A 26,458-nucleotide genomic window follows, 5' to 3' on the forward strand; every position below is an offset into this window, starting at 1 on the left:
ATGAGCCGAGGCCATGGCAGATGTCACCAAAGCAGGCCGGTTGTCACATCGAGTCGGCCACGGTGCTGCTTCCTGGTGGGGTGTCATAGATCCGGGACGGGCGCGGAACCTCGGCGACCGGCCCCATCAGGCCGGCGCCGGCATGGTTGACCAGCACGTCGACCTCGGTTCCCGCACCCGTCAGCCACTCGGCCGGCCGGGAAGGAGCACCCTGGTGCGACAGGTCCGGAGCGAGCGTCGACACCTGCGCCCCGTGCTCGGCGTGCGGCCGCTTGGCCGCCGCCTCCAGGCGTGCGCCGTCCCGTGCGGCCAGGACCAGAAGCATGCCCTGCCTCTTGGCGGGCGAGTTCGTCGCGGACCTGCCGGGCCGGTACGAGCGGAAGGGCTCCCGCTTCCTCGCCTTCTTCGGTCTCGCCGCCGTCCTCACCTACTGCAAGAAGCTCGCGAAACTCACCACGTGAGACATCCGCTTAACGGGCTGAGCTGCCATTCTTGACGGCCGCGGTGCCTTTGGACGGAACTCCGCGACTGGTTTTCCACAGGCACCCCGGGCGGTTTTCCACAGGGGTGGCCGGACCACTCGGATGTCGGCACAGTGGACGACGTGGAAGGCGTTCGCAGGTGGTGGCAGGAACTCGCCGGCCTGGTACTGCCGGCCGAGTGCGGGGGCTGCGGACGGGCCCGTACGGTGCTCTGCCCGCAGTGCCGTGCCGCGCTCGGCGGGAACCCGCCACGACAAGTACGGCCGGTGCCGGAGCCGGCCGGGCTGCCCGTCGTGCACGCGGCGGCACGCTACGCGGACGAGGTACGGGCCGTGCTGCTCGCCCACAAGGAACGCGGCGGGCTGGCGCTGGCACGGCCGTTGGGGGTGGCGTTGGCGGGGGCGGTGTGGGTGGGGTTGGGGGAGGCGGGGGTGGGGGTGGGGGAGGGGCCCCCTTCCCCGGGAGATGTGCTCCTGCCCCCAGGAAACGCCTTCCCGCCCCCGAACGCCCTCCCGCCCCCGCGAAACCTACTGCTCGTCCCCGTCCCCTCCGCCCCCGCCGCCACCCGAGCACGCGGACATGACCCCGTGCGGCGTCTCGCGCTTTCCGCGGCGGGTGAGCTGCGGCGGGCCGGGCTGCCGGTGCGGGTGGCGGGGGTGTTGCGGCAGCGGCGAACGGTGGCCGACCAGGCGGGGCTGAACTCGCGGCAGCGGCTGGACAACCTGTCGGGCGCGCTGGCGGTGGTGCCGGGCGGTGGGCGCGTGCTGTGTGGTGGTGCGGTGGTGCTCGTCGACGACTTGGTGACGACGGGTGCCTCGCTCGCGGAGGCGGCGCGTGCCGTGCGGGCGGCGACGGCGGCGGAGCGTGCGGGGTGGGCGGAGAGGCGTGGTGGGATGGCGGCGCCGGCGTGGTCGGTGGGGCGGCTGGGCATGGTCGGGGCAGGGGGTGAGGTGGGGTGGGCGGGTTGTGAAGAAGGGGGCCTCGCGAGTGGCGAGGGTGTGTCGGCTGTGTGCCCGGGTGTGTCTCGGGGAGGCGGAGGGGTACAGCCGTCCCCAACGGGGGAGGGAGGGGTCGGCGGGGTGGCTGTCGGGGCGGCGGGCGTGGGCCGGGGTGGCGAGGTGCTCTGCGCTGCCGTGGTCGCGGCGCCTCCGGATTCCTTCGTAATAAACCGGAACTGACTGAGATCTTGCGTCGTTGCAGGTAATGAGAGGGTCAATTCATCTGAACGGAGGTACGCCGCAGTAGAGGGTGACGACATCCGTCCGGGCGAGATATGTTCGGTTGTGAGGGAATGCCGCAGGCCACACCTCACATTTCCGAATGCCGTGCTGCGGTTTTGGTAATGATCCGCAGCACCTGGGGTGTAGATCTCGCCCATGGGGGAGGAGGAGGTGGAAGTCACCAAGTCCGAGGTTCCGGTGCTCACCGGAGCCTGGTGCAAAAGGGAGACGCTCCGCAGTGAGGCGGAGCGTTCCGGGAACGGAGTTCTGCGTGGACATCGTCGTCAAGGGCCGCAAGACCGAGGTGCCCGAGCGGTTCCGCAAGCACGTGGCCGAGAAGCTGAAGCTGGAGAAGATCCAGAAGCTCGACGGCAAGGTGATCAGCCTCGACGTCGAGGTGTCCAAGGAGCCCAACCCCCGACAGGCCGACCGGTGCGACCGAGTGGAGATCACGCTCCGCTCCCGGGGCCCTGTGATCCGGGCGGAGGCAGCGGCCAGTGACCCGTATGCGGCACTCGACCTGGCGGCGGAGAAGCTGGATGCCCAGCTGCGCAAGCAGCACGACAAGCGTTACACGCGCCGCGGCTCGCGCCGGCTCAGCGCGGCAGAGGTTCCCGACCACGTCCCGGGCGTGGCGACGCTCAACGGCAACGGGCACCCCGTGCCGGCCGAAGCGTCCGACAGTGTGCCGACCAAGAAGATCGGTTCGCTGGAGGTACAGGGTGATGGCCCCCTCGTCGTCCGCGAGAAGACCCACGTCGCCGCTCCGATGACGCTCGACCAGGCCCTCTACGAGATGGAACTGGTCGGCCACGACTTCTATCTGTTCGTCGACTCCGAAACCAAGCAGCCGAGCGTCGTCTACCGGCGCCACGCCTACGACTATGGCGTGATCCATCTCGACACGGACCCGATGGTCGCGCAGGCGCACTCCCCCGAGGCGGGTGGCGCGCTGGGCGGCTGACCCGGCCCGGTGACAGCTGAGCGGTGTGCCCCTGGAGCGCGGTGTGCGCCCCCAGGGGCACCCGTGTGCGACCCCTTGCGGCAGCGCACCGTCACCGCGTTGTCGTCTCGGCATGGAATCATGGCAAGGGCGACCCAACCGGTGGGTCGTTGCCTTGGGTTGGCGATGGCTCAGGAATCACGGCCACAGCCTTCAGGGGGAGGAACGATGGCGGACAGCTTCGGACCGATGCATGACGAGAATGCCCACGACGGCGTCGTCGGCATGGGCCCGGGCGCGGGCGATGACGGCACTTCACGCAAGGAGCCGATCAGAGTCCTCGTCGTGGACGACCACGCCCTTTTCCGCCGGGGGCTGGAGATCGTGCTCGCCGCCGAGGAGGATATCCAGGTCGTCGGTGAGGCGGGCGACGGCGCGGAGGCCGTGGACAAGGCGGCCGATCTGCTGCCGGACATCGTGTTGATGGACGTACGGATGCCCAAGCGCGGCGGTATCGAGGCGTGCACCTCCATCAAGGAGGTGGCCCCCAGCGCGAAGATCATCATGCTGACGATCAGCGACGAGGAGGCCGACCTCTACGACGCGATCAAGGCGGGCGCGACCGGTTATCTCCTCAAGGAGATCTCGACCGACGAGGTCGCGACCGCGATTCGCGCGGTGGCCGACGGGCAGTCGCAGATCAGCCCGTCGATGGCGTCGAAGCTGCTCACCGAGTTCAAGTCGATGATCCAGCGGACCGACGAGCGTCGGCTGGTGCCCGCGCCGCGGCTGACGGACCGTGAGCTCGAGGTGCTCAAGCTGGTCGCGACGGGGATGAACAACCGGGACATCGCCAAGGAGTTGTTCATCTCCGAGAACACCGTGAAGAACCATGTGCGCAACATCCTGGAGAAGCTGCAGCTGCACTCCAGGATGGAGGCGGTGGTGTACGCGATGCGGGAGAAGATCCTCGAGATCCGGTGACCTCGGTCAGCGCAGGGCGGTGACCAGGGCGCGGGTGACCTCCCTGGTGAGGGGGTCGCGCAGTTCGGGGGCGTCCACGCGTTCCACACGTACGTCCGTGCAGTCGACCCAGCTCGCCGCCTCGACCAGCGCTTCCGCCACCGCGGGGACCGCCTTGGCGTTTTCCAGGGTGACCTGCTTGGCGACCAGGGTGCGGCCCTCCCGGGCGGGGTCGACGCGGCCGACGAGCCGGCCGCCGGCCAGGACCGGCATGGCGAAGTAGCCGTAGATCCGCTTGGGCTTGGGGACGTAGGCCTCCAGGCGGTGGGTGAAGCCGAAGATCCGCTCGGTGCGCGCCCGCTCCCAGATGAGGGAGTCGAAGGGGGACAGGAGCGTGGTGCGGTGGCGGCCGCGCGGGGGTGTCCCAAGCGCCTCCGGGTCGGCCCAGGCCGGCTTTCCCCAGCCCTCGACCGTGACCGGGACCAGGCCCGAGTCGGCGATCACCGCGTCGACCTGTTCGCCCTTGAGGCGGTGGTAGTCGGCGATGTCGGCGCGGGTGCCGACGCCGAGGGACTGGCCGGCCAGGCGGACCAGGCGGCGCAGGCATTCGGTGTCGTCCAGTTCGTCGTGCAGCAGGTCGGCGGGGACGGCGCGCTCGGCGAGGTCGTAGAGGCGCTTCCAGCCGCGGCGTTCCACGCAGACGACCTCGCCGTACATGAGGGCGCGTTCCACGGCGACCTTGGTGCCGGACCAGTCCCACCACTCGCTGGTCTTCTTCGCGCCGCCCAGTTCGGTGGCGGTGAGGGGGCCTTCCGCGCGGAGTTGCTTGATGACCTGGTCGTAGGTGCCCTCGGGGAGGTCGTGGTTCCAGTGGGGGCGGTTGCGGTAGGCGCGGCGGCGGAAGGCGAAGTGGGGCCATTCCTCGATGGGGAGGATGCAGGCGGCGTGGGACCAGTACTCGAAGGTGTGCGTGTCCTTCCAGTAGGCGTTCTCGACCGTCTTGCGGCCCACGGCGCCCAGGCGGGCGTAGGGGATGAGTTCGTGGGAGCGGGCGAGGACGGAGATGGTGTCGAGTTGGACCGCGCCGAGATGGCGGAGGATGCCGCGGACGCCGGCCTTGCGGTTGGGGGCGCCGAGGAAGCCTTGTGCGCGGAGGGCGATGCGGCGGGCTTCGTCCGCGGAGAGCTCGGTGGCGGGGGGCGGGGTCGTCATGCGTCGCACGATAGGTGGTGGGTCTGACAGTGGGCGGGTGGGCTGGGGGTTCGGCCGATGGGGGTGTGCGTCAGTCGCCGTCGGACGGTGTCGGTGCCGGCAAGTACGGTGCGGTGGAGGGCAGGCCGAGGTCCGAGGGGAGGAGGGAGGCGACCCAGCAGTCTCGGCGTACGCCCTTGTTGTTGACGGCTGAGCGGAGGGTGCCTTCAAGGGTGAAGCCGGCGTGTTCGGCCACCGCGCGGGAGGCGGTGTTGCCCACTTCGGCGCGCCATTCGACGCGGTCGACGGCGAGGTGGGTGAAGGCCCAGCGGACGGCGGTGAGCGCGGCCTCGGTGGTGTAGCCGCGGCCCCGGTGTTCCTTGGCTGTCCAGAAGCCGATCTCGGCGGTGGCCAGGGAGTGCATGGTGAGGGCGAGCATGCCGGTGAGGGGGCCGTCGGGGAGGAAGACGCCGAAGGTGAACATCGAGGCGTTGGCCCAGCCTTCGGGGACGAGTTGTTCGGTGAAGCTGCGGGCGTGTTCGGGGAGATAGGGGGAGGGGAGGGTGGTCCAGCGCTGGATGTCGGGGTCCTGGGCGGCGGCGTACACGGCGTCGGTGTCGTGGGGGCCGACGGGGCGCAGGACCAGGCGGTCGGTGGTGAGGGTGACGGGCTCCATCGGGAGATTGTGGTGGGGGGTGCACGGCGGGCGCCACGCGTTTGCCGAGGGTGAGCGGGTGATCACAATTCGCGCAATTCGTGGGGTGTGGGCGGCACTATCGGCGGGGGGTGGACGTTGTCCTGTGTGGAGAAGATTTTGGAGCATGTGCGCGACAGTGTGCGGTCCTCGCCGCGGCAGGCCTCCCGGCGTGGCGGGGTCCTCGCATACGATGGCCGTTGCTCAGTAAGTCAAATGGGAAACCGACCGTCCTAGGCCCGACCGGCAAGGAGACCAACCCCCGTGTCCGTCCTCTCGAAGATCATGCGTGCAGGCGAAGGCAAAATCCTGCGCAAGCTGCACCGCATCGCGGACCAGGTCAACTCCATCGAAGAGGACTTCGTCGACCTCTCCGACGCCGAGCTGCGGGCCCTCACCGATGAGTACAAGCAGCGGTACGCCGACGGTGAGAGCCTGGACGACCTGCTGCCCGAGGCGTTCGCCACGGTGCGTGAGGCCGCCAAGCGCGTTCTGGGCCAGCGTCACTACGACGTGCAGCTCATGGGTGGTGCCGCCCTGCACCTCGGCTATGTCGCCGAGATGAAGACCGGTGAGGGCAAGACGCTCGTCGGCACGCTGCCCGCGTATCTCAACGCGATTTCGGGCGACGGCGTGCATCTGATCACGGTGAACGACTATCTGGCCGAGCGTGACTCCGAGATGATGGGCCGTGTCCACCGGTTCCTCGGGCTGAGCGTCGGCTGCATCCTGGCGAACATGACGCCGGCCCAGCGCCGTGAGCAGTACCAGTGCGACATCACGTACGGCACGAACAACGAGTTCGGTTTCGACTACCTGCGCGACAACATGGCGTGGTCCAAGGACGAGCTCGTCCAGCGCGGCCACAACTTCGCCATCGTCGACGAGGTCGACTCCATCCTGGTGGACGAGGCCCGTACGCCGCTGATCATCTCCGGTCCGGCCGACCAGGCCACCAAGTGGTACGGCGACTTCGCCAAGCTGGTCACGCGCCTGAAGAAGGGCGAGGCGGGCAACCCGCTGAAGGGCCTCGAGGAGACCGGCGACTACGACGTCGACGAGAAGAAGCGCACGGTCGCGATCCACGAGGCCGGTGTCTCCAAGGTCGAGGACTGGCTGGGCATCGACAACCTGTACGAGTCGGTGAACACGCCGCTCGTGGGTTATCTGAACAACGCCATCAAGGCGAAGGAACTGTTCAAGAAGGACAAGGACTACGTCGTCATCGACGGCGAGGTCATGATCGTCGACGAGCACACGGGTCGTATCCTCGCCGGCCGCCGCTACAACGAGGGCATGCACCAGGCGATCGAGGCGAAGGAAGGGGTGGACATCAAGGACGAGAACCAGACCCTTGCCACGATCACCCTGCAGAACTTCTTCCGCCTCTACGGCAAGCTCTCCGGCATGACCGGTACGGCGATGACCGAGGCCGCCGAGTTCCACCAGATCTACAAGCTCGGTGTGGTCCCGATCCCGACGAACAAGCCGATGGTCCGCAAGGACCAGTCGGACCTGATCTACCGCACCGAGGTCGCGAAGTTCGAGGCGGTCGTCGACGACATCGCGGAGAAGCACGAGAAGGGTCAGCCGATCCTGGTCGGCACGACGTCCGTCGAGAAGTCGGAGTACCTCTCGCAGCAGCTCTCCAAGCGCGGTATCCAGCACGAGGTGCTGAACGCCAAGCACCACGAGCGTGAGGCGTCGATCGTCGCGCAGGCCGGCCGCAAGGGCGCGGTGACGGTGGCCACCAACATGGCCGGCCGTGGTACGGACATCAAGCTCGGCGGCAACCCCGAGGATCTCGCGGAGGCGGAGCTGCGGCAGCGCGGCCTCGACCCCGAGGAGCACATCGAGGAGTGGGCGCAGGCTCTGCCCGCCGCCCTGGAGAAGGCCGAGCAGGCCGTCAAGGCCGAGAAGGAAGAGGTCGAGGAGCTCGGCGGCCTGTACGTACTGGGCACCGAGCGGCACGAGTCGCGTCGTATCGACAACCAGCTGCGCGGTCGTTCCGGCCGTCAGGGCGACCCGGGCGAGTCCCGTTTCTATCTGTCGCTGGGTGACGATCTGATGCGTCTGTTCAAGGCGCAGATGGTCGAGCGGGTGATGTCGATGGCGAACGTGCCCGACGACGTGCCGATCGAGAACAAGATGGTCACGCGTGCGATCGCGTCCGCGCAGTCGCAGGTCGAGCAGCAGAACTTCGAGACCCGTAAGAACGTTCTGAAGTACGACGAGGTCCTCAACCGCCAGCGTGAGGTCATCTACGGCGAGCGGCGCCGCGTTCTGGAGGGTGAGGACCTGCAGGAGCAGATCCATCACTTCATGGACGACACGATCGACGCGTACGTCTCCGCGGAGACCGCCGAGGGCTTCCCAGAGGACTGGGACCTGGACCGGCTGTGGGGCGCGTTCAAGCAGCTGTATCCGGTGAAGATCACCGTGGACGAGCTGGAGGAGGCGGCCGGTGACCGTGCCGGTCTGACCGCCGAGTTCATCTCCGAGTCCATCAAGGACGACATCCACGAGCAGTACGAGGCGCGTGAGGCGCAGCTCGGCTCGGAGATCATGCGTGAGCTGGAGCGCCGGGTCGTGCTGTCGGTTCTGGACCGCAAGTGGCGTGAGCACCTCTATGAGATGGACTACCTCCAGGAGGGCATCGGCCTGCGCGCGATGGCGCAGAAGGACCCGCTGGTCGAGTACCAGCGTGAGGGCTTCGACATGTTCTCCGCGATGATGGACGGCATCAAGGAGGAGTCCGTCGGCTACCTGTTCAACCTGGAGGTCCAGGTGGAGCAGCAGGTCGAGGAGGTTCCGGTCGAGGACGCCGAGCCGGTGGATCTGGAGAAGCAGGACGTGGTGCCGGCGCAGGCGGGCGCGCGTCCGGAGATCCGCGCCAAGGGGCTGGACGCTCCGCAGCGGCGGAACCTGCACTTCTCCGCGCCCACCGTGGACGGTGAGGGCGGCACCGTCGAGGGCGAATTCGACGCGGACGACGAGCCGGTCCGTTCCGAGGCGGACGGTCTGACGCGCGCGGAGCGTCGTAAGCAGGCGAAGGCCGGGCGGCGCCGTAAGAAGTAGCGGTGCGGGTCCGCGGGGTCGTCGCCGGGGGTGATGGTGTCGTGGAGTGCGTGGCGTTGTGAGGGCCGGGTCACCTTGCGGTGGCCCGGCCCTCTGGCATGAGACGGGTGAGGCGTGGCGGGCGGTCGTGGCGCGTCGGTGGGCGGTCTGGGAGGTTCTGCCCGGAGCCGCGCGGGTCGGTCAGTCGTCGTGGGTGTCGGGCCTGCGGGGGCCTCCCACCTCTACGGCGGTGCAGCGCCAGCGGCGGTCGGTGCCGAGTTCCAGGCGGAAGGCCATGGCGCGCAGGCGGTCGCCGGTGCCGATGCGGGCGAAGGCCTCGATGGCGCCGGGGCGGGGGACGTAGTAGCCGATGTCCCGGACGGTCGGGCTGATGCCGTGGGCGGTGCGCAGGGGGCCGCGTTCGGCGAGGTGGGCGAGGTCGTCGTAGGCGCGGCCCAGGGTGTGGCGGAGCATGGAGTGGACGGGGCGTCGGCCGCTGAGGACGGCGAGGAGGCGGTCGGCGAAGAGGTCGGTGGGGCGGGGCTGGGCCGGTGGGCGGTGGGGGCTCGGGATGGCTGCGGGGGTGGTGGGCCGGGGCTTGGCCGGGGTGGGGGCCGGTGGGGTCGGGCGTGTCTGTCGGGTGCGGGGTGGGGTGCCTGTGGGGCGGCGGGTGTCGCGGCGGCCGGGAGGGCGGGTGCCGGGGGTGTGCTGCATCCTCGTCATGACCTTGTTCATCGTGTCCCCGTTCGATCGGCTTGAGGGGTCGACGGCCCCGGGTTCTACCGGGCGGTAACTTGCCGTGGTCGATCTTGTACGGGGTTGCGGAGGGTGAGGGCAAGGAAGCGGAGAGTTTCCGGTGAAGGCGGGGGTGATTCACCTATCAGGGTGATCGAGGGAGGGAAAAGTCCCGGCGGGAGGGGTGCGGGGGGTGAATTCCGGGGCGTCGGGTGGACACGTTCCGGGGTGCGGGCAGAGGCCCGAAAGGGGACACCCGCACGTATCCTGAAGGTCCTTCGAGCGGAGCCTCCGGCCCCGGAACCGACGACGAAAGAGCGGCCAGCCATGCGCGTCTACGTCCCCCTGACCCTCTCCGGCCTCGCCGAGGCGCACAAGACGGGGGAGCTGGGGTCCGGGCCGCTCGTCGCGTACGCCGTCACGCCCGCGTTGCGCGAGTGGTACCTGTCCGACGACATCGAGGAGCTGGAGTACGCGGCGCTCAGCCGGGCCGCGCTCGCCTCGCTGCGGCTGCTCGCGGCGGACCCGGCCGCGCCGCGCCGACGGGTCGTGGTCGCCGTCGACGTACCCGACCGCGCGGCCGTGGCCGACCCCGACCGGGGACTGGATCCGGCGGCGCTCGGTGAGGTGCGGGTGTCGGGGGGCGTGCTGCTGGCGAAGGCGGCCGCGGTGCATGTCGACGCCGGGGACGCGGAGGCGGACGTGTCCGCGGCGGCGGAGGCGCTCGCGGCGGCGGACGGCGGGGACGACGACGCGCAGTTCGTGGTGGACGGGGCCGAGGACCATGAGCTGCTGTGGTTCGCCACGCAGGAGATCCCCAACCTGGTGGGGGCCGGGAGCTGACGCCCCGCAGGCCGGCGCGCGGGCGGTGCGGCGGTTGTGCGGTCGGCTTCGGCACTTGATTGTCGGTGGCGGCGGGTACGTTTGCCGGTATGGGGAAGCAGCAGGTGGCGGCGCACATCGTCTGGGACTGGAACGGGACGCTGCTCAACGACAACGACGCGATCATCGGGGCGACGAACGCGGCGTTCGCAGAGCTGGGGCTGGAGCCCCTCACACTCGAGCGCTACCGGGCGCTGTACTGCGTGCCGGTGCCGAAGTTCTACGAGCGGTTGATGGGGCGGCTGCCCACCGACGCCGAGTGGGAGGTCATGGACGAGGCCTTCCACCGGTACTACGCGCAGCACCGGGCGCGGTGCGCGCTCACCGACGGGGCGGTGGAGCTGCTGGCGGGGTGGCGGTCGGCGGGGCACAGCCAGTCCCTGCTGAGCATGTACGTGCATGAGGAACTGATTCCGGTGGTGCGGGGGTTCGGGATCGAACCGCATTTCGTGCGGGTCGACGGGCGGGTCGGGCCGTCCGGCGGAAGCAAGGCGGAGCACATGGTGCGGCATCTCGCGGCGCTGCAGGAGGTGGAGCCGGCGCGGACGGTGGTGATCGGGGACGCGGCCGATGACGCGGTGGCCGCGCTGCACGCGGGGGCGCGGGCCGTGCTCTACACCGGAGGATCGCACAGCCGGGCCAGTCTGGAAGGGGTGGGGGTGCCGGTGGTGGATTCCCTGGCCGAGGCGGTGGAGATGGCGGAGTGGCTCGCCGCCTGAGGGGTGTCGAGGTGAGCGGGGTGCGGCGTCCTGGGGACGCCGCACCTGTGGGGGCGGGTCACATCGCCGGGGCCTTCGCGCGCAGGATCGTCAGGAATTCGCGCATCCAGGCCGGGTGGTCGGGCCAGGCCCGGGAGGAGACGAGAGTGCCGTCGACCACCGCCTCGGTGTCCTGGAAGGTGGCGCCGGCCGACTGCATGTCGATCTCCAGGGCGGGATAGGCGGTGACGCGGCGGCCGCGCAGGGCGTCTGCGGCGGCGGTGAGCAGGGGGCCGTGGCAGATCTGGGCGACCGGTTTGTCGGCGTCGAAGAACGACTTGAGGATCTTGCGGAGTTCGGGGTCGTTGCGCAGGTATTCGGGGGCACGGCCTCCAGGGATGACGACGGCGGCGTACTGGCCGGGGTCGACCTCGGAGAAGGCGAGGTCGGCGGGCCAGGTGTAGCCCGGTTTCTCGGTGTAGGTGTCGAAACCGGGTTCGAAGTCGTGGACGACGAACTGGAGCTTCTTGCGGGTGGGGGCGGCGATGTGGACCTCGTAGCCTTCCTCGCGCAGGCGTTGGTAGGGGTAGAGGACTTCCAGGGATTCCGCTGCGTCGCCGGTGACGATGAGGACTTTCGCGGACATGTGGGCGGCTCCTCCCAAGCGGGCGCTGTCCTTGGCAACGTGCCTCCGGCGGGCGGCCTTGCCAAGAGGTGGGGGCGCTTTCAGGGTCCCTCGGGGCGGGGGCCGACGTCGACTCCTGCCCCTCCGCCCGGACGACCCCCGCACGCCACCCCCCTCCCCGCCCCTGTGCAGAACGTCAAAGTTCGACCCCCTGTTTTGTACACATACGGCTCATGACGGGCCCCCGGTGAGGAGCGATAGCCTTAGTGGCGTGATCAGCGCGATATTTCGCGGGGGTGCGGTTGTCCCTGCCCTGCGCCCGGTGCGTGCGGACCATCTCCGCGGCCGGGCGGCGGACGCTGGTTTTCGCGGGTGGGGCCGGGGCGCCAGGGGCGCCGGGACGCCGTACGGGTCCGGGGAGAGCGCGGCGCGGAGAGCAGCGTCACACCTCGGAGTGGTGTCGAGAATGGCTGATTATCCCCCGCTCATCTCACCTTGCGGCATAGCGTCGGAACAGACCGGAGACCCCGGGCCGTGGCGTCGAGCCGCAGGGGAAGAGACCGTACTTCCTTCTACGTCACGCAACGGCGCGCGACAGGAGTCAGAGGACAATGCAGACCAAGCTGGACGAAGCCAAGGCCGAGCTGCTCGAGAGGGCGGCGCGGGTCGCTGAGAACAGCCCGGTCGGGGGGCACCTACCGACTGGGACGACGGGCGAGGGCACGTCAGGCACGCCGGGCACCCCGGACCATGACGCCCTCCTCGCGTTCCTGCAGCGTTACTACCTGCACACCGCTCCGGACGACCTCAACGACCGCGACCCGGTCGATGTCTTCGGGGCCGCGCTCTCCCACTACCGGCTCGCCGAGAACCGGCCACAGGGGACCGCCAACGTCCGGGTCCACACGCCGACCGTCGAGGAGAACGGCTGGACCTGCAGCCACTCGGTCGTCGAAGTCGTCACCGACGACATGCCCTTCCTCGTCGACTCCGTCACCAATGAACTGACCCGGCAGGGGCGGGGCATCCACCTCGTCATTCACCCGCAGGTCGCGGTGCGGCGCGATGTGACCGGCAAGCTCATCGAGGTGCTGGGCGCCCCGCCCGCCACCGGCGACCTCCCACACGACGCGCACGTCGAGTCCTGGATCCATGTCGAGATGGACCGGGAGACCGACCGGGCGGACCTCAAGCAGATCACCCACGATCTGCTGAGGGTGCTCTCCGACGTCCGTGAGGCCGTCGAGGACTGGGAGAAGATGCGGGACTCGGCCCTGCGTATCGCCGACGGTCTCCCCGACGAGCCCAGGCCCGGGGACCTCGCCTCGCCCGACGTCGAGGAAGCCCGCGAGCTGCTGCGCTGGCTCGCCGCCGATCACTTCACCTTCCTGGGGTACCGGGAGTACCAGCTGCGGGAGGACGACTCCCTCGCCGCGGTACCGGGCACCGGGCTGGGGATACTGCGGGCCGACCCGCATCACGCCGACGGTGACACCCACCCCGTCAGCCCCTCCTTCGAGCGGCTCCCCGCCGACGCCCGCGCCAAGGCCCGTGAGCACAAGCTGCTCGTCCTCACCAAGGCGAACAGCCGGGCCACCGTGCACCGGCCGTCCTATCTCGACTACGTCGGGGTGAAGAAGTTCGACGCCGACGGGAACGTCGTGGGGGAGCGGCGGTTCCTCGGGCTGTTCTCCTCCGCCGCCTACACCGAGTCCGTGCTGCGGGTGCCCGTCGTCCGGCGCAAGGTCGACGCCGTCCTCAGAGGCGCCGGGTTCTCGCCCAACAGCCACGACGGGCGCGATCTGCTCCAGATCATGGAGACGTATCCGCGCGACGAGCTCTTCCAGACCCCGGTGGACGAGCTGCGCTCGATCGTCACCTCCGTGCTGTATCTGCAGGAGCGGCGGCGGCTGCGGCTCTACCTGCGGCAGGACGAGTACGGCCGCTACTACTCCGCGCTCGTCTACCTGCCCCGCGACCGCTACACCACCGGCGTCCGGCTGCGGATCATCGACATCCTCAAGGAGGAACTGGGCGGGACCAGCGTCGACTTCACCGCCTGGAACACCGAGTCGATCCTGTCCCGGCTGCACTTCGTCGTCCGTGTCCCGCAGGGCACCGAGCTGCCCGAGCTGTCGGAGGCCGACAAGGACCGCATCGAGGCGCGGCTCGTCGAGGCGGCGCGGTCCTGGACCGACGCCTTCGCCGAGGCGCTCAACGCCGAGCTGGGCGAGGAGCGCACCGCCGAGCTGCTGCGCCGCTACAACAACGCCTTCACCGAGGGCTACAAGGCGGACCACAGCCCACGGGCCGCGGTCGCCGACCTCGTCCACCTCGAACGGCTCACGGAGGAGCAGAGCTTCTCGCTCAGCCTGTACGAGCCGGTGGGTGCCGCGCCCGACGAGCGCCGCTTCAAGATCTACCGCAAGGGCGACGCGATCTCCCTGTCGGCCGTGCTGCCGGTGCTGAACCGACTCGGTGTCGAGGTGATCGACGAGCGGCCGTACGAGCTGCGCCGCACCGATCGCAGCGTCGCCTGGATCTACGACTTCGGCCTGCGCATCCCCAAGGCCCTGGGCGGCGGCACGACCGACCTGCTCGGGGACGACGGGCGTGAGCGGTTCCAGGAGGCGTTCGCCGCGACCTGGACCGGCAAGGCGGAGAACGACGGGTTCAACGCGCTGGTGCTGGGTGCCGGGCTGAACTGGCGGCAGGCGATGGTGCTGCGCGCGTACGCCAAGTACCTGCGCCAGGCCGGTTCCACGTTCAGCCAGGACTACATGGAGGACACCCTCCGCACGAACGTCCACACCACCCGGCTGCTCGTGTCGCTGTTCGAGGCGCGGATGTCGCCCGGCCGGCAGCGTGCCGGGCTCGAGATCGTCGACGCGCTGCTGGAGGAGCTGGAGGCCGCGCTCGACCAGGTGGCCTCGCTCGACGAGGACCGGATCCTGCGGTCCTTCCTCACCGTCATCAAGGCGACCCTGCGCACCAACTTCTTCCAGAAGACCGCGGACGGCACGCCGCACGCGTACGTGTCGATGAAGTTCGACCCGCAGGCGATCCCCGATCTGCCGGCGCCCCGGCCCGCCTTCGAGATCTGGGTGTACTCGCCCCGGGTGGAGGGTGTGCACCTGCGGTTCGGGAAGGTCGCGCGAGGCGGGCTGCGCTGGTCGGACCGCAGGGAGGACTTCCGGACCGAGATCCTCGGGCTGGTCAAGGCGCAGATGGTGAAGAACACCGTCATCGTGCCCGTCGGCGCCAAGGGCGGCTTCGTCGCCAAGCAGCTGCCCGACCCGGGTGCCGACCGTGACGCGTGGCTCGCCGAGGGCATCGCCAGCTACAGGACGTTCATCTCGGCGCTGCTCGACATCACCGACAACATGGTCGCCGGGGAGGTCGTGCCGCCGGCCGACGTCGTACGGCACGACGAGGACGACACCTACCTGGTGGTCGCGGCCGACAAGGGCACGGCGACGTTCTCCGACATCGCCAACGAGGTCGCCGAGTCGTACAACTTCTGGCTCGGGGACGCCTTCGCCTCCGGCGGCAGCGCCGGTTACGACCACAAGGCGATGGGCATCACCGCCCGCGGCGCCTGGGAGTCCGTCAAGCGGCACTTCCGCGAGCTGGGCGTGAACACGCAGGTCGAGGACTTCACGGTCGTCGGCATCGGGGACATGTCCGGTGACGTGTTCGGCAACGGCATGCTGCTCTCCGAGCACATCCGCCTGGTCGCCGCCTTCGACCACCGGCACATCTTCATCGACCCCCACCCGGACGCGGCGACCTCCTACGCCGAGCGCCGCCGCCTGTTCGAGCTGCCCAGGTCGAGCTGGGCCGACTACAACAGCGATCTCATCTCCTCCGGCGGCGGTGTCTTCCCCCGTACGGCGAAGGCGATCCCGGTCAACGCGCACATCCGCGAGGCCCTCGGCATCGAGGCGGGCGTCACCAAGCTGACCCCGGCCGACCTGATGAAGGCGATCCTGTCGGCGCCGGTGGACCTGTTGTGGAACGGCGGCATCGGTACGTACGTCAAGGCCAGCACGGAGTCGAACGCCGACGTCGGCGACAAGGCCAACGACCCGATCCGCGTCGACGGCCAGGACCTGCGCGTCAAGGTCGTCGGCGAGGGCGGCAACCTGGGCCTGACCCAGCTCGGCCGGATCGAGTTCGCCCGCCTCGGCGGCAGGATCAACACCGACGCCATCGACAACAGCGCGGGCGTGGACACCTCCGACCACGAGGTGAACATCAAGATCCTGCTCAACGGCCTGGTCACCGACGGCGACATGACCGTCAAGCAGCGCAACAAGCTGCTCGCGGAGATGACCGACGAGGTCGGCGGGCTCGTCCTGCGCAACAACTACGCGCAGAACGTGGCGATCGCCAACGCCCTCGCCCAGTCCAAGGACATGCTCCACGCCCAGCAGCGCTTCATCCGTCACCTGGTCCGTGAGGGCCATCTGGACCGGGCGCTGGAGTTCCTGCCGACCGACCGTCAGATCCGCGAACGCCTCGGAGCCGGACACGGCCTGACGGGTCCGGAGACGGCCGTCCTGATGGCGTACACGAAGATCACGGTCTCGGACGAGCTGCTGCACACCTCGCTGCCCGACGACCCGTATCTGCGCGGTCTGCTGTACGCCTACTTCCCGACCGCGCTGCGCGAGACGTTCCCCGGGTACATCGACAACCACCCGCTGCGCCGCGAGATCACCACGACCGTGCTGGTCAACGACACGGTCAACACGGGCGGTACGACGTATCTGCACCGTCTGCGCGAGGAGACCGGTGCCTCGCTGGAGGAGATCGTGCGGGCGCAGACCGCGGCCCGGGCGATCTTCCGCTCGGCGCCGGTGTGGGACGCGGTCGAGGAGCTCGACAACACGGTCGGGGCGGCCGTGCAGACCCGGATCCGGCTGCACTCGCGCCGGCTCGTCGAGCGCGGCACGCGCTGGTTGCTCAACAACCGGCCGCAGCCGCTGCAACTGGCCGAGACCGTCGACTTCTTCGCCGAACGCGTCGAACAGGTCTGGTCGCAGCTGACCAAGCTGCTGCGCGGCGCGGACCTGGAGTGGTGGCAGAAGATCTACGACGAGTTGTCCGGAGCCGGCGTGCCGGACGAGCTCGCCTCCCGGGTGGCCGGGTTCTCGTCGGTCTTCCCGGCGCTGGACATCGTGTCGGTGGCCGACCGCATGGGCAAGGACCCGCTGGACGTCGCCGAGGTCTACTACGACCTCGCCGACCGGCTGCGCATCACCCAGCTGATGGACCGCATCATCGAGCTGCCGCGTGCCGACCGCTGGCAGTCCATGGCCCGCGCCTCCATCCGCGAGGACCTGTACGCGGCCCATGCGGCGCTGACCGCGGACGTCCTGGCCGTCGGCAACGGCACCTCGACGCCCGAGCAGCGGTTCAAGGCCTGGGAGGAGAAGAACGCGGCGATCCTCGGCCGGGCGCGCACGACGCTGGAGGAGATCCAGAGCTCGGAGACGTTCGACCTGGCCAATCTGTCGGTGGCGATGCGCACCATGCGGACCCTGCTGCGGACGCATTCGTGACCGGCGAAGGGATGCGTGACCGGCGGACGCATCCGTCACCGGCGGACGCATCCGTCACCATCTGAGAACAGGAGGAAGGGCGCCTCCCGAGTGGTCGGGGGCGCCCTTTCCGTGTGCTGTCCTGATCAGACCGTCTTTCGTGCGGCGTCCCGATCAGGCCGTCGTCGTCGCCGCGGCCGGCTTCGGGGCGGGCTTCTTGGGAGCGGGCTTCTTCTTGGCCTTCTGTTCCCCGCTGAACGCCTCGTACGCGTCCAGGACCTCCTCCGTGGGGCCGTCCATCCTCAGCTCGCCGCGCTCCAGCCACAGCACGCGTTCGCAGGTCTCGCGGATCGAGCTGTTGCTGTGGCTGACCAGGAAGACGGTGCCGGCGTGCTCGCGCATCTCACGGATGCGGTCCGCCGAGCGCTTGCGGAACAGCGCGTCACCGGTGGCCAGGGCCTCGTCGATGAGCAGGACGTCGTGGTCCTTGGCGGCGGCGATGGAGAAGCGCAGCCGCGAGCCCATGCCGGAGGAGTAGGTGCGCATGGGCAGGGAGATGAAGTCGCCCTTGTCGTTGATGCCGGAGAACTCGACGATGTGCTGGTAGCGCTCCTTGATCTGCTCCCGGGACATGCCCATGGCGAGGCCGCCGAGGTAGACGTTGCGCTCGCCGGTCAGGTCGCCCATCAGGGCCGCGTTGACGCCGAGGAGGGAGGGCTGGCCGTCGGTGTAGATACGGCCGTTCTCCACCGGCAGCAGGCCTGCGACCGCCTTGAGCAGGGTCGACTTGCCGGAGCCGTTGGTGCCGATCAGGCCGATGGCCTCGCCCTTGTAGGCGACGAAGGAGACGTTCTTCACCGCGTGCACCAGACGGGTGCCCGCGGCCTTCTCGGTCTGCTTGCGGCGCAGGATGCGGTTGAGGGCCGCCGTCGCGGAGCCTCGGCCGCCGCCGGTGCCGTTGACCCGGTAGACGATGTCGACGCCGTCGGCGATGACGGTGGGGGCCCGCTCGTCGAGGGGCTCGATGGGGTGTGCCTTGTCAGCCACGGCCGTACGTCTCCTCAGCCTTCCAGAAGTAGGTGAAGCCGCCGACGCCGGCGACCAGCGCCCAGCCGGCCGCCCACGCCCACACGTGGGGCGGCAGCTGGTCGGCGTGGAAGCTGTCGATCAGCGCGAAGCGCATCAGATCGATGTAGACGGCGGCCGGGTTGGCGCGCAGCACGTCCGTGACCCAGGCCGGCCAGTCGGTGTGCTTGCTGAGCAGCTTGTCGATGCTCCACATCACACCGGACACGTACATCCAGGTGCGCAGCACGAACGGCATCAGCTGGGCGATGTCGGGGGTCTTCGCCCCCGCGCGGGCCAGGATCATCGACACGCCCGCGTTGAAGACGAACTGCAGGGTGAGGACCGGGATCACCAGTACCCAGGAGAGCGCCGGGGGTACGCCCATGACGAACAGGATGACCAGCAGCGCGGCCATCGAGAACAGCAGCTGCTGGAGTTGCTGCAGACAGTACGAGAGCGGCAGTGCGGCCCGCGGGAAGTGCAGGGCCCGCACCAGGCCGAGGTTGCCGGAGATGGCCCGGGTGCCCGACATGATCGAGCTCTGCGTGAACGTCCACACGAACACGCCCGTGACCAGGAAGGGGATGTAGTCCGGGACGCCCTTCTTGGTCCCCAGCAGCAGGCCGAAGATGAAGTAGTAGACGGCCGCGTTCAGCAGCGGGGTCATCACCTGCCAGATCTGGCCCAGCTTCGCGTCGCTGTACTGCGAGGTGAGCTTGGCGGTGGCGAAGGCGGTGATGAAGTGGCGGCGTGCCCACAGCTGACGGACGTACTGGGGCAGGGAGGGGCGGGCACCGCTGACCGTGAGCCCGTGACGGGCGGCGAGGGCCGCGAGGTCGTCGTGGGGTGCGGCCTGTGTCGTGGGCGGTGTGTGGAGTACCTGGCTCACATCCGCTGCTTTCACTCGGGGGGTGGGGGGCAAGGGGCCGGTCGTGCCGCCGTCGCCCGGTGTTCTCTTACGCTTCTCTTCACGTTTTCTTACGTCGGGACGGGACCGTATCGTCGCAACGTGAGCGTAGGCCCAGTGGACGTCGGAACGCAACCGTTTCGTCGTAACGCCCTATGCTGGTCGGCATGACGACGAACGCGACGAACGCCGATGAACGGCAGGCGAAGCCGCGCCGCCGGGCTCCCGCGGGCGCGGCCGTGCTCCGCGAGGATGTGACGGAAGCCATTCGGGCGGCCGTGTTCGAGGAGCTCGCCACCGTCGGCTACGCGCGGATGTCCATCGAGGGCATCGCCCGGCGCGCCGGCGTGGGCAAGACCGCGGTGTACCGGCGCTGGCGCTCCAAGCTGCACCTGGTCCTCGACCTCGTCTCGGCGCTCGCGGTGCAGGGCCTGCCGGCCCCGGAGACGGGCAGTCTGGAGGGTGACCTGCGGATGTTGTACGAGGTGACGTCGCGCGCGCTCAGGCACCCCGTCGCCTCGCAGGTCATCCCGGATCTGCAGGCCGAGGCGGCCCGCAACCCGGAGATCGCCGAGGCCCTGCAGAAGGCGCTGCGGGAGGGCCAGGAAGGGGTCGCGCTGAAGATCGTGGCGGCGGCGGAGCAGCGCGGCGAGGTCCGTATGGGCCTGGACGACGAGCTGGCACTCGATCTGATCTCCGGTCCGCTTTACTGGCGTTCGGTGGTGATCCGCAGCCCGAAGCTGCCCAAGGGGTACCTGGGCGCGCTGGCGCGGGCGACCGCCGAGGCGATCAAGGCGCTGTGAGCGGAGAACTCCGGGCGCCATGACGGGAGTCGACCGGGTCGACGGGAGTCGAGGTGGCATGAGAGTCGTGATAGCCGAGGACAACGCCCTGCTCAGAGAGGGCCTCGTCCTGTTGCTGACGTCGGCGGGGCACGAGGTCGCGTCCGTCGTCGCCACCGGCCCCGAGATCCTTCCGGCGCTGCTGGAGCACCGCCCCGACGTGGCCGTGCTCGATGTGCGGATGCCGCCGGGCTTCCGTGACGAGGGGCTGCGGGCCGCCCTGGAGGCCCGTGAGAAGATCCCCGGCCTGCCGGTGCTGGTGCTCTCCCAGTACGTCGAGGAGTCCTACGCGGCCGAACTGCTCGGCGGTGGCGCGAGCGGCGTCGGCTATCTGCTGAAGGACCGCGTCGGCCGGGTCGACGAGTTCCTCGACGCCCTGGACCGGGTCGCGGGCGGCGGTACCGCGCTGGACCCCGAGGTCGTCACCGAGCTGATGACACGCCGCAAGGACTCCCCGCTGGACCAGCTCACCCCGCGCGAGCGCGAGGTGCTCAAGCTGATGGCCGAGGGCCGCGACAACACCACCATCGCCACCACGCTCGTCATCACGGAACGGTCGGTCAGCAAGCACATCGGCAATGTGTTCCTGAAACTGGGCCTGCCGCCGAGCGACAGCGGCCACCGCCGGGTGCTGGCCGTGCTGGCGTACCTCAACAACGCGTAGACCATCCGCCTCAGGCGGCCAGCCGCCGCGCCAGCTCGGTGAGGCCGGGCAGGCGCAGGACCCGGTCGCCCCACCCCGGCAGCGGTACGTGCACGGCGGCCGTCCAGCGCCGCGGCACGCCGTCGATGCCGTACACCGCTCCGGCCAGCCCGCCGGTGACCGCCGCGACCGTGTCGGTGTCGCCGCCGAGGTCGACGGCGGCGCGGACGGCCTCCTCGTAGGAGGAGGTCGTGCGCAGCGCCCAGACGGCGGAGCCGAGACAGGGCCAGACCGCGCCGTTGAACTCGGTCGCCAGGTCCGGGTGCCAGTCGGGGGCGAGGACGGTGGCGTAGCGCTCGCGGTGGTCGGGGTGGACCTCGGCCAGGGTGTCCGGGAGCGCGGCCAGTGGGTCGGCGCCGGTCAGCGCGACGCGGACGAGCTCGTGGAAGACGGCCGTGCCCTCCCAGGCGGCGCGGTCCCCGTGGGTGAGGGCGGCGAGCCGACGGGCCGCGTCCATGGTGGCGGAGCGGTCCTGGGACGCGAAGTGCACGGCGGAGGTGGCCGCCCGCATCAACGCACCGTTCCCCGCCGCCCGTTGGCTCACCTGGAAGTGCAGCGCGGCGGCCGTGTCCCAGGGGTCCCCGCTGCTCAGCACCGCCTCGGTCTGCAGGCCGATGTCCTTGGGGCCGGCCGCCGCCCAGCGGGTGAACCGGCGGAAGACGTCGGCCGGTTCCAGACCGCCGCACTCCAGCAGGGACTCGCCGACGAGTACGGCCATCTGCGTGTCGTCGGTCGCCTCGCCCGGCTCCCAGCCTCCGCCCCCGCACATCTCGCCCCCGTGCCCCGTGGCCGGGAACCGGGCCGAGAAGGCACGTTCCGGGCCGAACTCGAAGGGCGCCCCCAGCGCGTCACCCACGGCGGACCCGACGACACAGCCGACGGCACGTGCGAAATCGATCACCGCGTCACTCCATGAGACCGCCACACTCGCTCCCCCGGCCCCGCCTACGCCCGAGCCGCCTGTGGATGTAGTCGTACCCAGCCCTCCCAGGCCGAGGTGATCATGTCATGGACGTCGTGTCCGGCCTTCCAGCCCAGCTCGGCCGCGACGCGGTCGGCGGCGGCGACCACGCGGGCCGGGTCGCCGGGGCGGCGCGGGGCGACCGTGGGGGGCCGGTCGTATCCGGTGACGGCGTTGACGCGGTCGATCATCTCCCGGACCGAGACGCCCTCCCCGCGGCCGATGTTGAGGGTGAGCTCGCGGCCGGGGGAGGCCTGGAGGGCGCGGGCCGCGGCCACATGGGCCTCGGCCAGGTCGACGACGTGGATGTAGTCGCGCACACAGGTGCCGTCGGGCGTCGGGTAGTCGTCGCCGAAGACGAGCGGCGGCGCGTTCTCCGTGAGCTTCTCGAAGACCATCGGGACGAGGTTGAAGACGCCGGTGTCGGCAAGCTCCGGGGAGGCCGCCCCGGCCACGTTGAAGTAGCGCAAGGAGGCCGTGGACAGGCCCGTGGCCCGGTTCGTCGCGCGGACCAGCCACTCGCCGGCCAGCTTCGTCTCGCCGTACGGCGACATCGGCAGGCAGGGGGTGTCCTCGGTGACCAGGTCGACGTCCGGCATGCCGTACACGGCGGCCGAGGAGGAGAACACGAAGGACGGCACTCCGGCCGCGGTGACCGCCTCCAGCAGGACTCTGAGCCCCTCCACGTTCTCCCGGTAGTAGTGCAGGGGCCGGTCCACCGACTCGCCGACCTGCTTCTTCGCCGCCAGGTGGACGACCCCGGTGACCCGGTGCTCGGCGAGGGCGCGGGCGACCCGCTCCCCTTCCAGTGTCGAGCCCGCGACCAGGGGAACCCCGGCCGGTACGCGCGCGGCGATACCGGTCGACAGATCGTCGTACACCACCGTCCGCTCGCCCGCACGCGTCATGGCGCGTACGACGTGTGCCCCGATGTATCCGGCGCCGCCGGTGATCAGCCAGGTCATGGAGCGGCCCTCCCCCTCGTCGGTAACCCGGTCGGTTCCGTCACCCAGTCGGTCCGCGGACAATTGCCGCAATGACGTCGTCTCACAGTGAAGCAGGCGCACGGCTCTCGCGCAGGGCCTGTGGATAACTCCCCGTGTCCTGTGGCGCACGCACCGTGCTCGTGCGCCACAGGCGTGCGAAGGACAGCGCGGCCGCCAGGAGCAGCATCCCGTTGCGCAGGACCATCAGCCCGGTGCCGGTCCAACTGCACTCGATGACCTCGCCGTACTTCACCGGGAAGATCACGGCGCTGAGCGCGGTCGACGCCAGGATCAGCGTGGCCACGGGACGCTGGGTGGTGTGCCGGGAGGTCAGGCAGACCGCGGCCAGGCCCACCAGCCAGATCATGTACTGCGGGCTGATGACCCGGCTGGTCACGGTGAACAGCAGGACGGCGCTCAGGGCGGCGTCGTACGGCACGGCCTCGGTCCAGTGGCGGGCGCGGATCCGCCACAGCAGCAGCAGGCCGAAGGCGACGGCGGTGAGGGCCAGCGAGGTGTGGGCCACGGTCGAGACGTACGGGCCGGTGAACTCCATCGCGCCGTACCGGTAGTGGACCTTGCCCGGCCAGCCGGCGTGCGTCGCGAGCGAGAGCAGGGTGCCGCCCAGGGACTCGATCTGCACGCCCCTGCCGCCCTGCTGGAGCAGGAAGGCGAGCGGGTTGCGGAACACGAACACCAGCAGCAGGAGCAGCGAGGTCCCGGTCAGCGCCACCGAGGCCCACACCGACCGGGTGTCGCGCCCGCGCTGGACGCCCACCAGCACCAGCGCCGGCCACACCTTCACCAGTGTCCCCAGGGCCGCGAACGCCCCGCACACGCGTGTGGAGCGGGACAGCGCCAGCAGGGAGACCACGGCGAGCGCCGTGACCTGGACGTCGTAGCGCGCGAAGGGGACGCGGACCAGCAGGGGCAGCCCGCCGACCCAGACCGCCGCCCCGGCCAGGGTCCGGCCGGGGCGGGTGCCCGCGCGGGCCAGCGCGAACGCGATCACCGCGTCCGAGAGGACCGTGAGGGCGACGAACGCCTGGAAGTACGTCCACCACGGCAGCAGTCCCGGCGACAGCAGGACCACACCGGCGCCCGGCGGGTACTGCCACAGCGTGTCGTGTGCGGGGAAGGCGCCGTGCGCCAGGACGCCGTACCAGTGGTGGTACAGACGCCACACCTCCCGGCCCACCCGTCCGCCCAGAATCCCCAGGGAGTCATGGGCGAGCAGCCACAGCATCAGGGCGCGGGTGGCCAGCCAGGCGGCGGCGAGGGCGAGGAGAAGACGACGACGTTCCATGACGGCGGATGGTAAGCCGCTCGAATGCCTCTTTAGTTCAGATACTCCGTCAATAGCCAAGAAGCGGTACTAAATCTCACAAAATGGTGCCGTGAACATCGCGAACAAGGGGCGGGCGGGGCATGCGGCAGCCGTGGCGGCCGGCGTCCCCGCCGGGGTGATGCTCGCGCTCGGTCTCTGGGGGCTCGACCGCGGGGGCATGTGGCGTGACGAGGCGGTCACCTTCCAGGTCGCGCGCCGCTCGGTGCCGGAGATCTGGCGGCTGCTGCACGGTGTGGACGCCGTGCACGGTCTGTACTACCTCCTCATGCACGCGGTCCTCGCCGTCCGCCCGGGCGAGGCGGTCCTGCGGCTGCCGTCCGTCTGTGCGGCGGCCGCCACCGCGGGCCTGGTCGCGGCCCTCGGCGTACGGCTGGCCCGGCCGCGCGTCGGCCTCTGGGCGGGCCTGCTGTACGCCGCGACCCCGCTGGTGGGCCACTACGCGCAGGAGGGCCGCTCGTACGCCCTCGTCGGCGCGGGCGCGGCCGGGACGACCCTGCTGCTGGTCCGGGCGCTCCAGGGGCGCTCCTGGTGGCCCTACGGCGTAGTCCTCGCGCTGACCTGTCTGCTGCACGAGTTCGCCGCGCTGCTGGTGCTCGCGCACGCGCTGACGCTCCTGCACGCGCGCGTGGCAAGGGGGGCCTGGCTTCGGTGGGCCGGCGCGGCAGGCGCGGCCGTGTTCGCCCTGGTCCCGCTCGCCCTGGTGTCGAAGGCCCAGGCCGGCCAGGTGGCGTGGCTGCCGCGGCCGGGGCTCGGCAGTGCGGAGCGGCTGCTGCACGCCTTCTTCGGGCCGAGCGGGTTGGTTTTCTGGACCTGCCTGGTCCTCGCGCTCGTCGCCGTGCCGGGGCCCCGCCGGCTGACCGTGGCCTCGGTGGCTCTGCCGTGGGCGGTCGTGCCTCCGCTGACCCTTCTCGTCGTCTCCCAGCTGCGGCCGATGTACGACGACCGGTATGTGCTGTACGCCCTCGCGGGGGCGCCACTGCTGGCGGCGGCGGGTGCGGACCGCCTGCTGAGCGCGAGGGACTGGTTCACGCCCTCGGCGGGGGCGCTCGCGGGGACTCTCGCCATCGCCCTCGCGTTCACCCAACACCTGCCCCTCCACCGCCAGGACCGCACCCTGCGCACCCGCCCCGACACCCTCGCCGCCGTCTCCGCGCTGGCCGCGCGCGAGCTGCGGCCGGGGGACGCCGTGGTGTTCCTGCCGACCATCGGGCGGCGCGCGGCGGTCACCTACCCGCAGGGCTTCGGGAACATGAGGGACGTGGCGTTGAAGACTCCCGGACCCGCCTCGGGCACGCTCTACGGCCGGGAGCGGGGCGCCGCCGAGCTGCGCCGCCGTCTGCTCGCGCTGGACCGGCTCTGGGTGTTCGCCGAGCCGTACGCCCTGCGTTCCCCGTGGCGTCCGCGCAATCCGACCGAGCGGGTCAAGCTGACCGTCGTGACGGAGGACTTCGTGCCGAGCGTGCCCAGGCGCGAGTTCGTGCGTGAGGGCATCACCGTGCGCCTGTACACGCGCCGCCCGCCTACCGGCTCCCCGGCGTCCCCCGCGTCTCCTCCAGCGCGGCCGCGTCCAGCGCGACCGTGAGTTTGTCGAGGCGCTCCCGAAGCTCGCTGATCTCCTCCAGGTCGAACCCGGTCGCCGAAGCGATCCGGCGCGGCACCTGCAGCGCCCGCTCCCGCAGCGCGACCCCCTCCTCGGTGAGCCGGATCTCCACCGAGCGCTCGTCGTGCGTGCTGCGCTCCCGGCTCACCAGACCCGCCGACTCCAGCCGCTTGAGCAGCGGGGAGAGCGTGCCGGAGTCCAGGCGCAGATGCTCGCCGAGCTTCTTCACGGGCAGCTCGCCGTGCTCCCACAGGACCAGCATGACCAGGTACTGGGGGTAGGTCAGGCCGAGTTCCTTGAGGATCACGCGGTAGACGCCGTTGAAGGCACGCGAGGCGGCGTGCAGGGAGAAGCAGATCTGGCGGTCCAGGCGCAGCCAGTTCTCCGAGGCGGCGGGTGAGGGGGCGGAGGTCGACGTCGGGGTCATGCCTCCAGAGTAGCTCTAGCGAGCCATTTAGTTGTGCACAACTGAATTGTGTGCTCTAATTATCTCCGTGAGCGGCCCGGATGCGCTGAGCGTCCGGGCCGGCCACCCCCTGACACAGACTTCGAGAGGGATGGTTCATCCATGGACGCGCTGTACACCGCGGTCGCCACCGCCACCCACGGCCGTGAGGGCCGTGCCGTCTCCAACGACGGCAAGATCGACCTCGCGCTCGCCATGCCGGTGGAGCTGGGCGGCAACGGTCAGGGCACCAACCCGGAGCAGCTGTTCGCCGCCGGTTACTCGGCCTGTTTCGGCAGCGCCCTCGGTCTCGTCGGCCGCCAGGCGAAGGTCGACGTCTCCGACGCCGCCGTGACCGCCGAGGTCGGCATAGGCAAGCAGGGCGAGGGCTTCGGTCTGAAGGTGACGCTGCGCGTCGAACTGCCCGACACCCTGGACGAGGCGACCGGCCGCAAGCTGGTCGAGGCCGCCCACCAGGTCTGCCCGTACTCCAACGCCACCCGCGGCAACATCGACGTGGACCTCGTCATCGAGTAGGCGCCACGGACGACCACCCCTGAGA

The 26,458-nt window shown here is 70.2% G+C and carries 23 protein-coding genes; 12 read left to right on the top strand and 11 right to left on the bottom strand.

What is annotated here, in order from left to right; all coding sequences use genetic code 11:
• Positions 1–43: 43 nt before the first annotated feature.
• A complete protein-coding gene (locus ACIBVL_RS37510; RefSeq protein WP_399104707.1) occupies positions 44–325 on the bottom strand; it encodes a hypothetical protein in 282 nt (93 codons plus the stop codon).
• On the opposite strand from ACIBVL_RS37510, the gene ACIBVL_RS37515 reads away from it, so the two are divergent.
• From ACIBVL_RS37515 to ACIBVL_RS37530, 4 genes are all read left to right on the top strand, one after another.
• Entirely contained in the window at positions 324–461 is a 138-nt protein-coding gene (locus tag ACIBVL_RS37515) for a hypothetical protein (protein ID WP_399104709.1), read from the top strand. The genes ACIBVL_RS37510 and ACIBVL_RS37515 overlap by 2 nt on opposite strands.
• Before the next feature lie 134 nt (positions 462–595).
• Entirely contained in the window at positions 596–1,660 is a 1,065-nt protein-coding gene (locus ACIBVL_RS37520) for a ComF family protein (RefSeq protein WP_399104711.1), read from the top strand.
• Positions 1,661–1,973: 313 nt separating this feature from the next.
• Complete coding sequence (hpf, locus tag ACIBVL_RS37525) at positions 1,974–2,666, top strand: ribosome hibernation-promoting factor, HPF/YfiA family (protein ID WP_399104713.1); 693 nt, start codon at positions 1,974–1,976, stop codon at positions 2,664–2,666.
• 207 nt (positions 2,667–2,873) lie between these two features.
• Positions 2,874–3,629: a response regulator gene (locus ACIBVL_RS37530; RefSeq protein WP_399104715.1), complete on the top strand. Its 756-nt coding sequence runs from the start codon at positions 2,874–2,876 to the stop codon at positions 3,627–3,629.
• Between the two features lie 6 nt (positions 3,630–3,635).
• Here the strand turns inward: ACIBVL_RS37530 and ACIBVL_RS37535 are convergent, their stop codons facing one another.
• Positions 3,636–4,820 carry a winged helix-turn-helix domain-containing protein gene (locus tag ACIBVL_RS37535; protein ID WP_399104717.1) on the bottom strand — a complete coding sequence of 395 codons (1,185 nt, stop codon included), beginning with the start codon at positions 4,818–4,820 and terminating at the stop codon, positions 3,636–3,638.
• A gap of 70 nt (positions 4,821–4,890) precedes the next feature.
• Positions 4,891–5,475, bottom strand: a complete 585-nt coding sequence (locus ACIBVL_RS37540) for a GNAT family N-acetyltransferase (RefSeq protein WP_399104719.1) — start codon at positions 5,473–5,475, stop codon at positions 4,891–4,893.
• A gap of 282 nt (positions 5,476–5,757) precedes the next feature.
• On the opposite strand from ACIBVL_RS37540, the gene secA reads away from it, so the two are divergent.
• Entirely contained in the window at positions 5,758–8,571 is a 2,814-nt protein-coding gene (secA, locus tag ACIBVL_RS37545; RefSeq protein WP_399104721.1) for a preprotein translocase subunit SecA, read from the top strand.
• A 180-nt stretch (positions 8,572–8,751) separates the two neighbouring features.
• Here secA and ACIBVL_RS37550 read toward each other — a convergent pair whose 3' ends face one another.
• On the bottom strand, positions 8,752–9,285 hold the full coding sequence (locus ACIBVL_RS37550; protein WP_399104723.1) for an Rv3235 family protein: 534 nt from the start codon (positions 9,283–9,285) through the stop codon (positions 8,752–8,754).
• 327 nt (positions 9,286–9,612) lie between these two features.
• Between ACIBVL_RS37550 and ACIBVL_RS37555 the strand changes: the two genes are divergently transcribed.
• Together ACIBVL_RS37555 and ACIBVL_RS37560 are read left to right on the top strand one after the other, a co-directional pair.
• On the top strand, positions 9,613–10,128 hold the full coding sequence (locus ACIBVL_RS37555; RefSeq protein ID WP_399104725.1) for a DUF6912 family protein: 516 nt from the start codon (positions 9,613–9,615) through the stop codon (positions 10,126–10,128).
• Positions 10,129–10,217: 89 nt separating this feature from the next.
• Positions 10,218–10,886, top strand: coding sequence for an HAD family hydrolase (locus tag ACIBVL_RS37560; RefSeq protein ID WP_399104727.1), 669 nt, complete (start codon positions 10,218–10,220; stop codon positions 10,884–10,886).
• 58 nt (positions 10,887–10,944) lie between these two features.
• Here the strand turns inward: ACIBVL_RS37560 and ACIBVL_RS37565 are convergent, their stop codons facing one another.
• Positions 10,945–11,511, bottom strand: a complete 567-nt coding sequence (locus ACIBVL_RS37565; RefSeq protein WP_399104729.1) for a DJ-1/PfpI family protein — start codon at positions 11,509–11,511, stop codon at positions 10,945–10,947.
• A 590-nt stretch (positions 11,512–12,101) separates the two neighbouring features.
• On the opposite strand from ACIBVL_RS37565, the gene ACIBVL_RS37570 reads away from it, so the two are divergent.
• The gene (locus ACIBVL_RS37570; RefSeq protein WP_399104731.1) at positions 12,102–17,057 is read left to right on the top strand and encodes an NAD-glutamate dehydrogenase; all 4,956 of its coding nucleotides are present in this window, start codon (positions 12,102–12,104) and stop codon (positions 17,055–17,057) included.
• A 153-nt stretch (positions 17,058–17,210) separates the two neighbouring features.
• On the opposite strand, the gene ACIBVL_RS37575 is transcribed toward ACIBVL_RS37570, so the two are convergent.
• Positions 17,211–18,083, bottom strand: a complete 873-nt coding sequence (locus ACIBVL_RS37575) for an ABC transporter ATP-binding protein (RefSeq protein ID WP_399104733.1) — start codon at positions 18,081–18,083, stop codon at positions 17,211–17,213.
• Complete coding sequence (locus ACIBVL_RS37580; RefSeq protein ID WP_399104735.1) at positions 18,076–18,993, bottom strand: ABC transporter permease; 918 nt, start codon at positions 18,991–18,993, stop codon at positions 18,076–18,078. Before ACIBVL_RS37580 ends, ACIBVL_RS37575 begins: the two co-directional genes overlap by 8 nt.
• 173 nt (positions 18,994–19,166) lie before the next feature.
• On the opposite strand from ACIBVL_RS37580, the gene ACIBVL_RS37585 reads away from it, so the two are divergent.
• Positions 19,167–19,814, top strand: a complete 648-nt coding sequence (locus tag ACIBVL_RS37585) for a TetR/AcrR family transcriptional regulator (RefSeq protein WP_399104737.1) — start codon at positions 19,167–19,169, stop codon at positions 19,812–19,814.
• Between the two features lie 58 nt (positions 19,815–19,872).
• Positions 19,873–20,517 carry a response regulator gene (locus tag ACIBVL_RS37590; RefSeq protein WP_399104739.1) on the top strand — a complete coding sequence of 215 codons (645 nt, stop codon included), beginning with the start codon at positions 19,873–19,875 and terminating at the stop codon, positions 20,515–20,517.
• Positions 20,518–20,527: 10 nt separating this feature from the next.
• On the opposite strand, the gene ACIBVL_RS37595 is transcribed toward ACIBVL_RS37590, so the two are convergent.
• From ACIBVL_RS37595 to ACIBVL_RS37605, 3 genes are all read right to left on the bottom strand, one after another.
• Positions 20,528–21,457, bottom strand: coding sequence for an ADP-ribosylglycohydrolase family protein (locus ACIBVL_RS37595; RefSeq protein ID WP_399104741.1), 930 nt, complete (start codon positions 21,455–21,457; stop codon positions 20,528–20,530).
• Between the two features lie 44 nt (positions 21,458–21,501).
• The gene (gene galE / locus ACIBVL_RS37600) at positions 21,502–22,482 is read right to left on the bottom strand and encodes a UDP-glucose 4-epimerase GalE (RefSeq protein WP_399104743.1); all 981 of its coding nucleotides are present in this window, start codon (positions 22,480–22,482) and stop codon (positions 21,502–21,504) included.
• 82 nt (positions 22,483–22,564) lie between these two features.
• Positions 22,565–23,809 (bottom strand): glycosyltransferase family 87 protein, encoded by a 1,245-nt coding sequence (locus tag ACIBVL_RS37605; protein ID WP_399104745.1) that lies wholly within the window; start codon positions 23,807–23,809, stop codon positions 22,565–22,567.
• A 91-nt stretch (positions 23,810–23,900) separates the two neighbouring features.
• Between ACIBVL_RS37605 and ACIBVL_RS37610 the strand changes: the two genes are divergently transcribed.
• Positions 23,901–25,433, top strand: a complete 1,533-nt coding sequence (locus tag ACIBVL_RS37610) for a glycosyltransferase family 39 protein (protein WP_399104747.1) — start codon at positions 23,901–23,903, stop codon at positions 25,431–25,433.
• On the opposite strand, the gene ACIBVL_RS37615 is transcribed toward ACIBVL_RS37610, so the two are convergent.
• Positions 25,372–25,878: a MarR family winged helix-turn-helix transcriptional regulator gene (locus ACIBVL_RS37615; protein WP_399104749.1), complete on the bottom strand. Its 507-nt coding sequence runs from the start codon at positions 25,876–25,878 to the stop codon at positions 25,372–25,374. The genes ACIBVL_RS37610 and ACIBVL_RS37615 overlap by 62 nt on opposite strands.
• A gap of 141 nt (positions 25,879–26,019) precedes the next feature.
• On the opposite strand from ACIBVL_RS37615, the gene ACIBVL_RS37620 reads away from it, so the two are divergent.
• Entirely contained in the window at positions 26,020–26,433 is a 414-nt protein-coding gene (locus tag ACIBVL_RS37620; protein WP_399104751.1) for an organic hydroperoxide resistance protein, read from the top strand.
• The last annotated feature ends 25 nt before the right edge of the window (positions 26,434–26,458 follow it).

Source organism: Streptomyces sp. NPDC049687 (assembly GCF_044465285.1).
GTDB lineage: Bacteria > Actinomycetota > Actinomycetes > Streptomycetales > Streptomycetaceae > Streptomyces.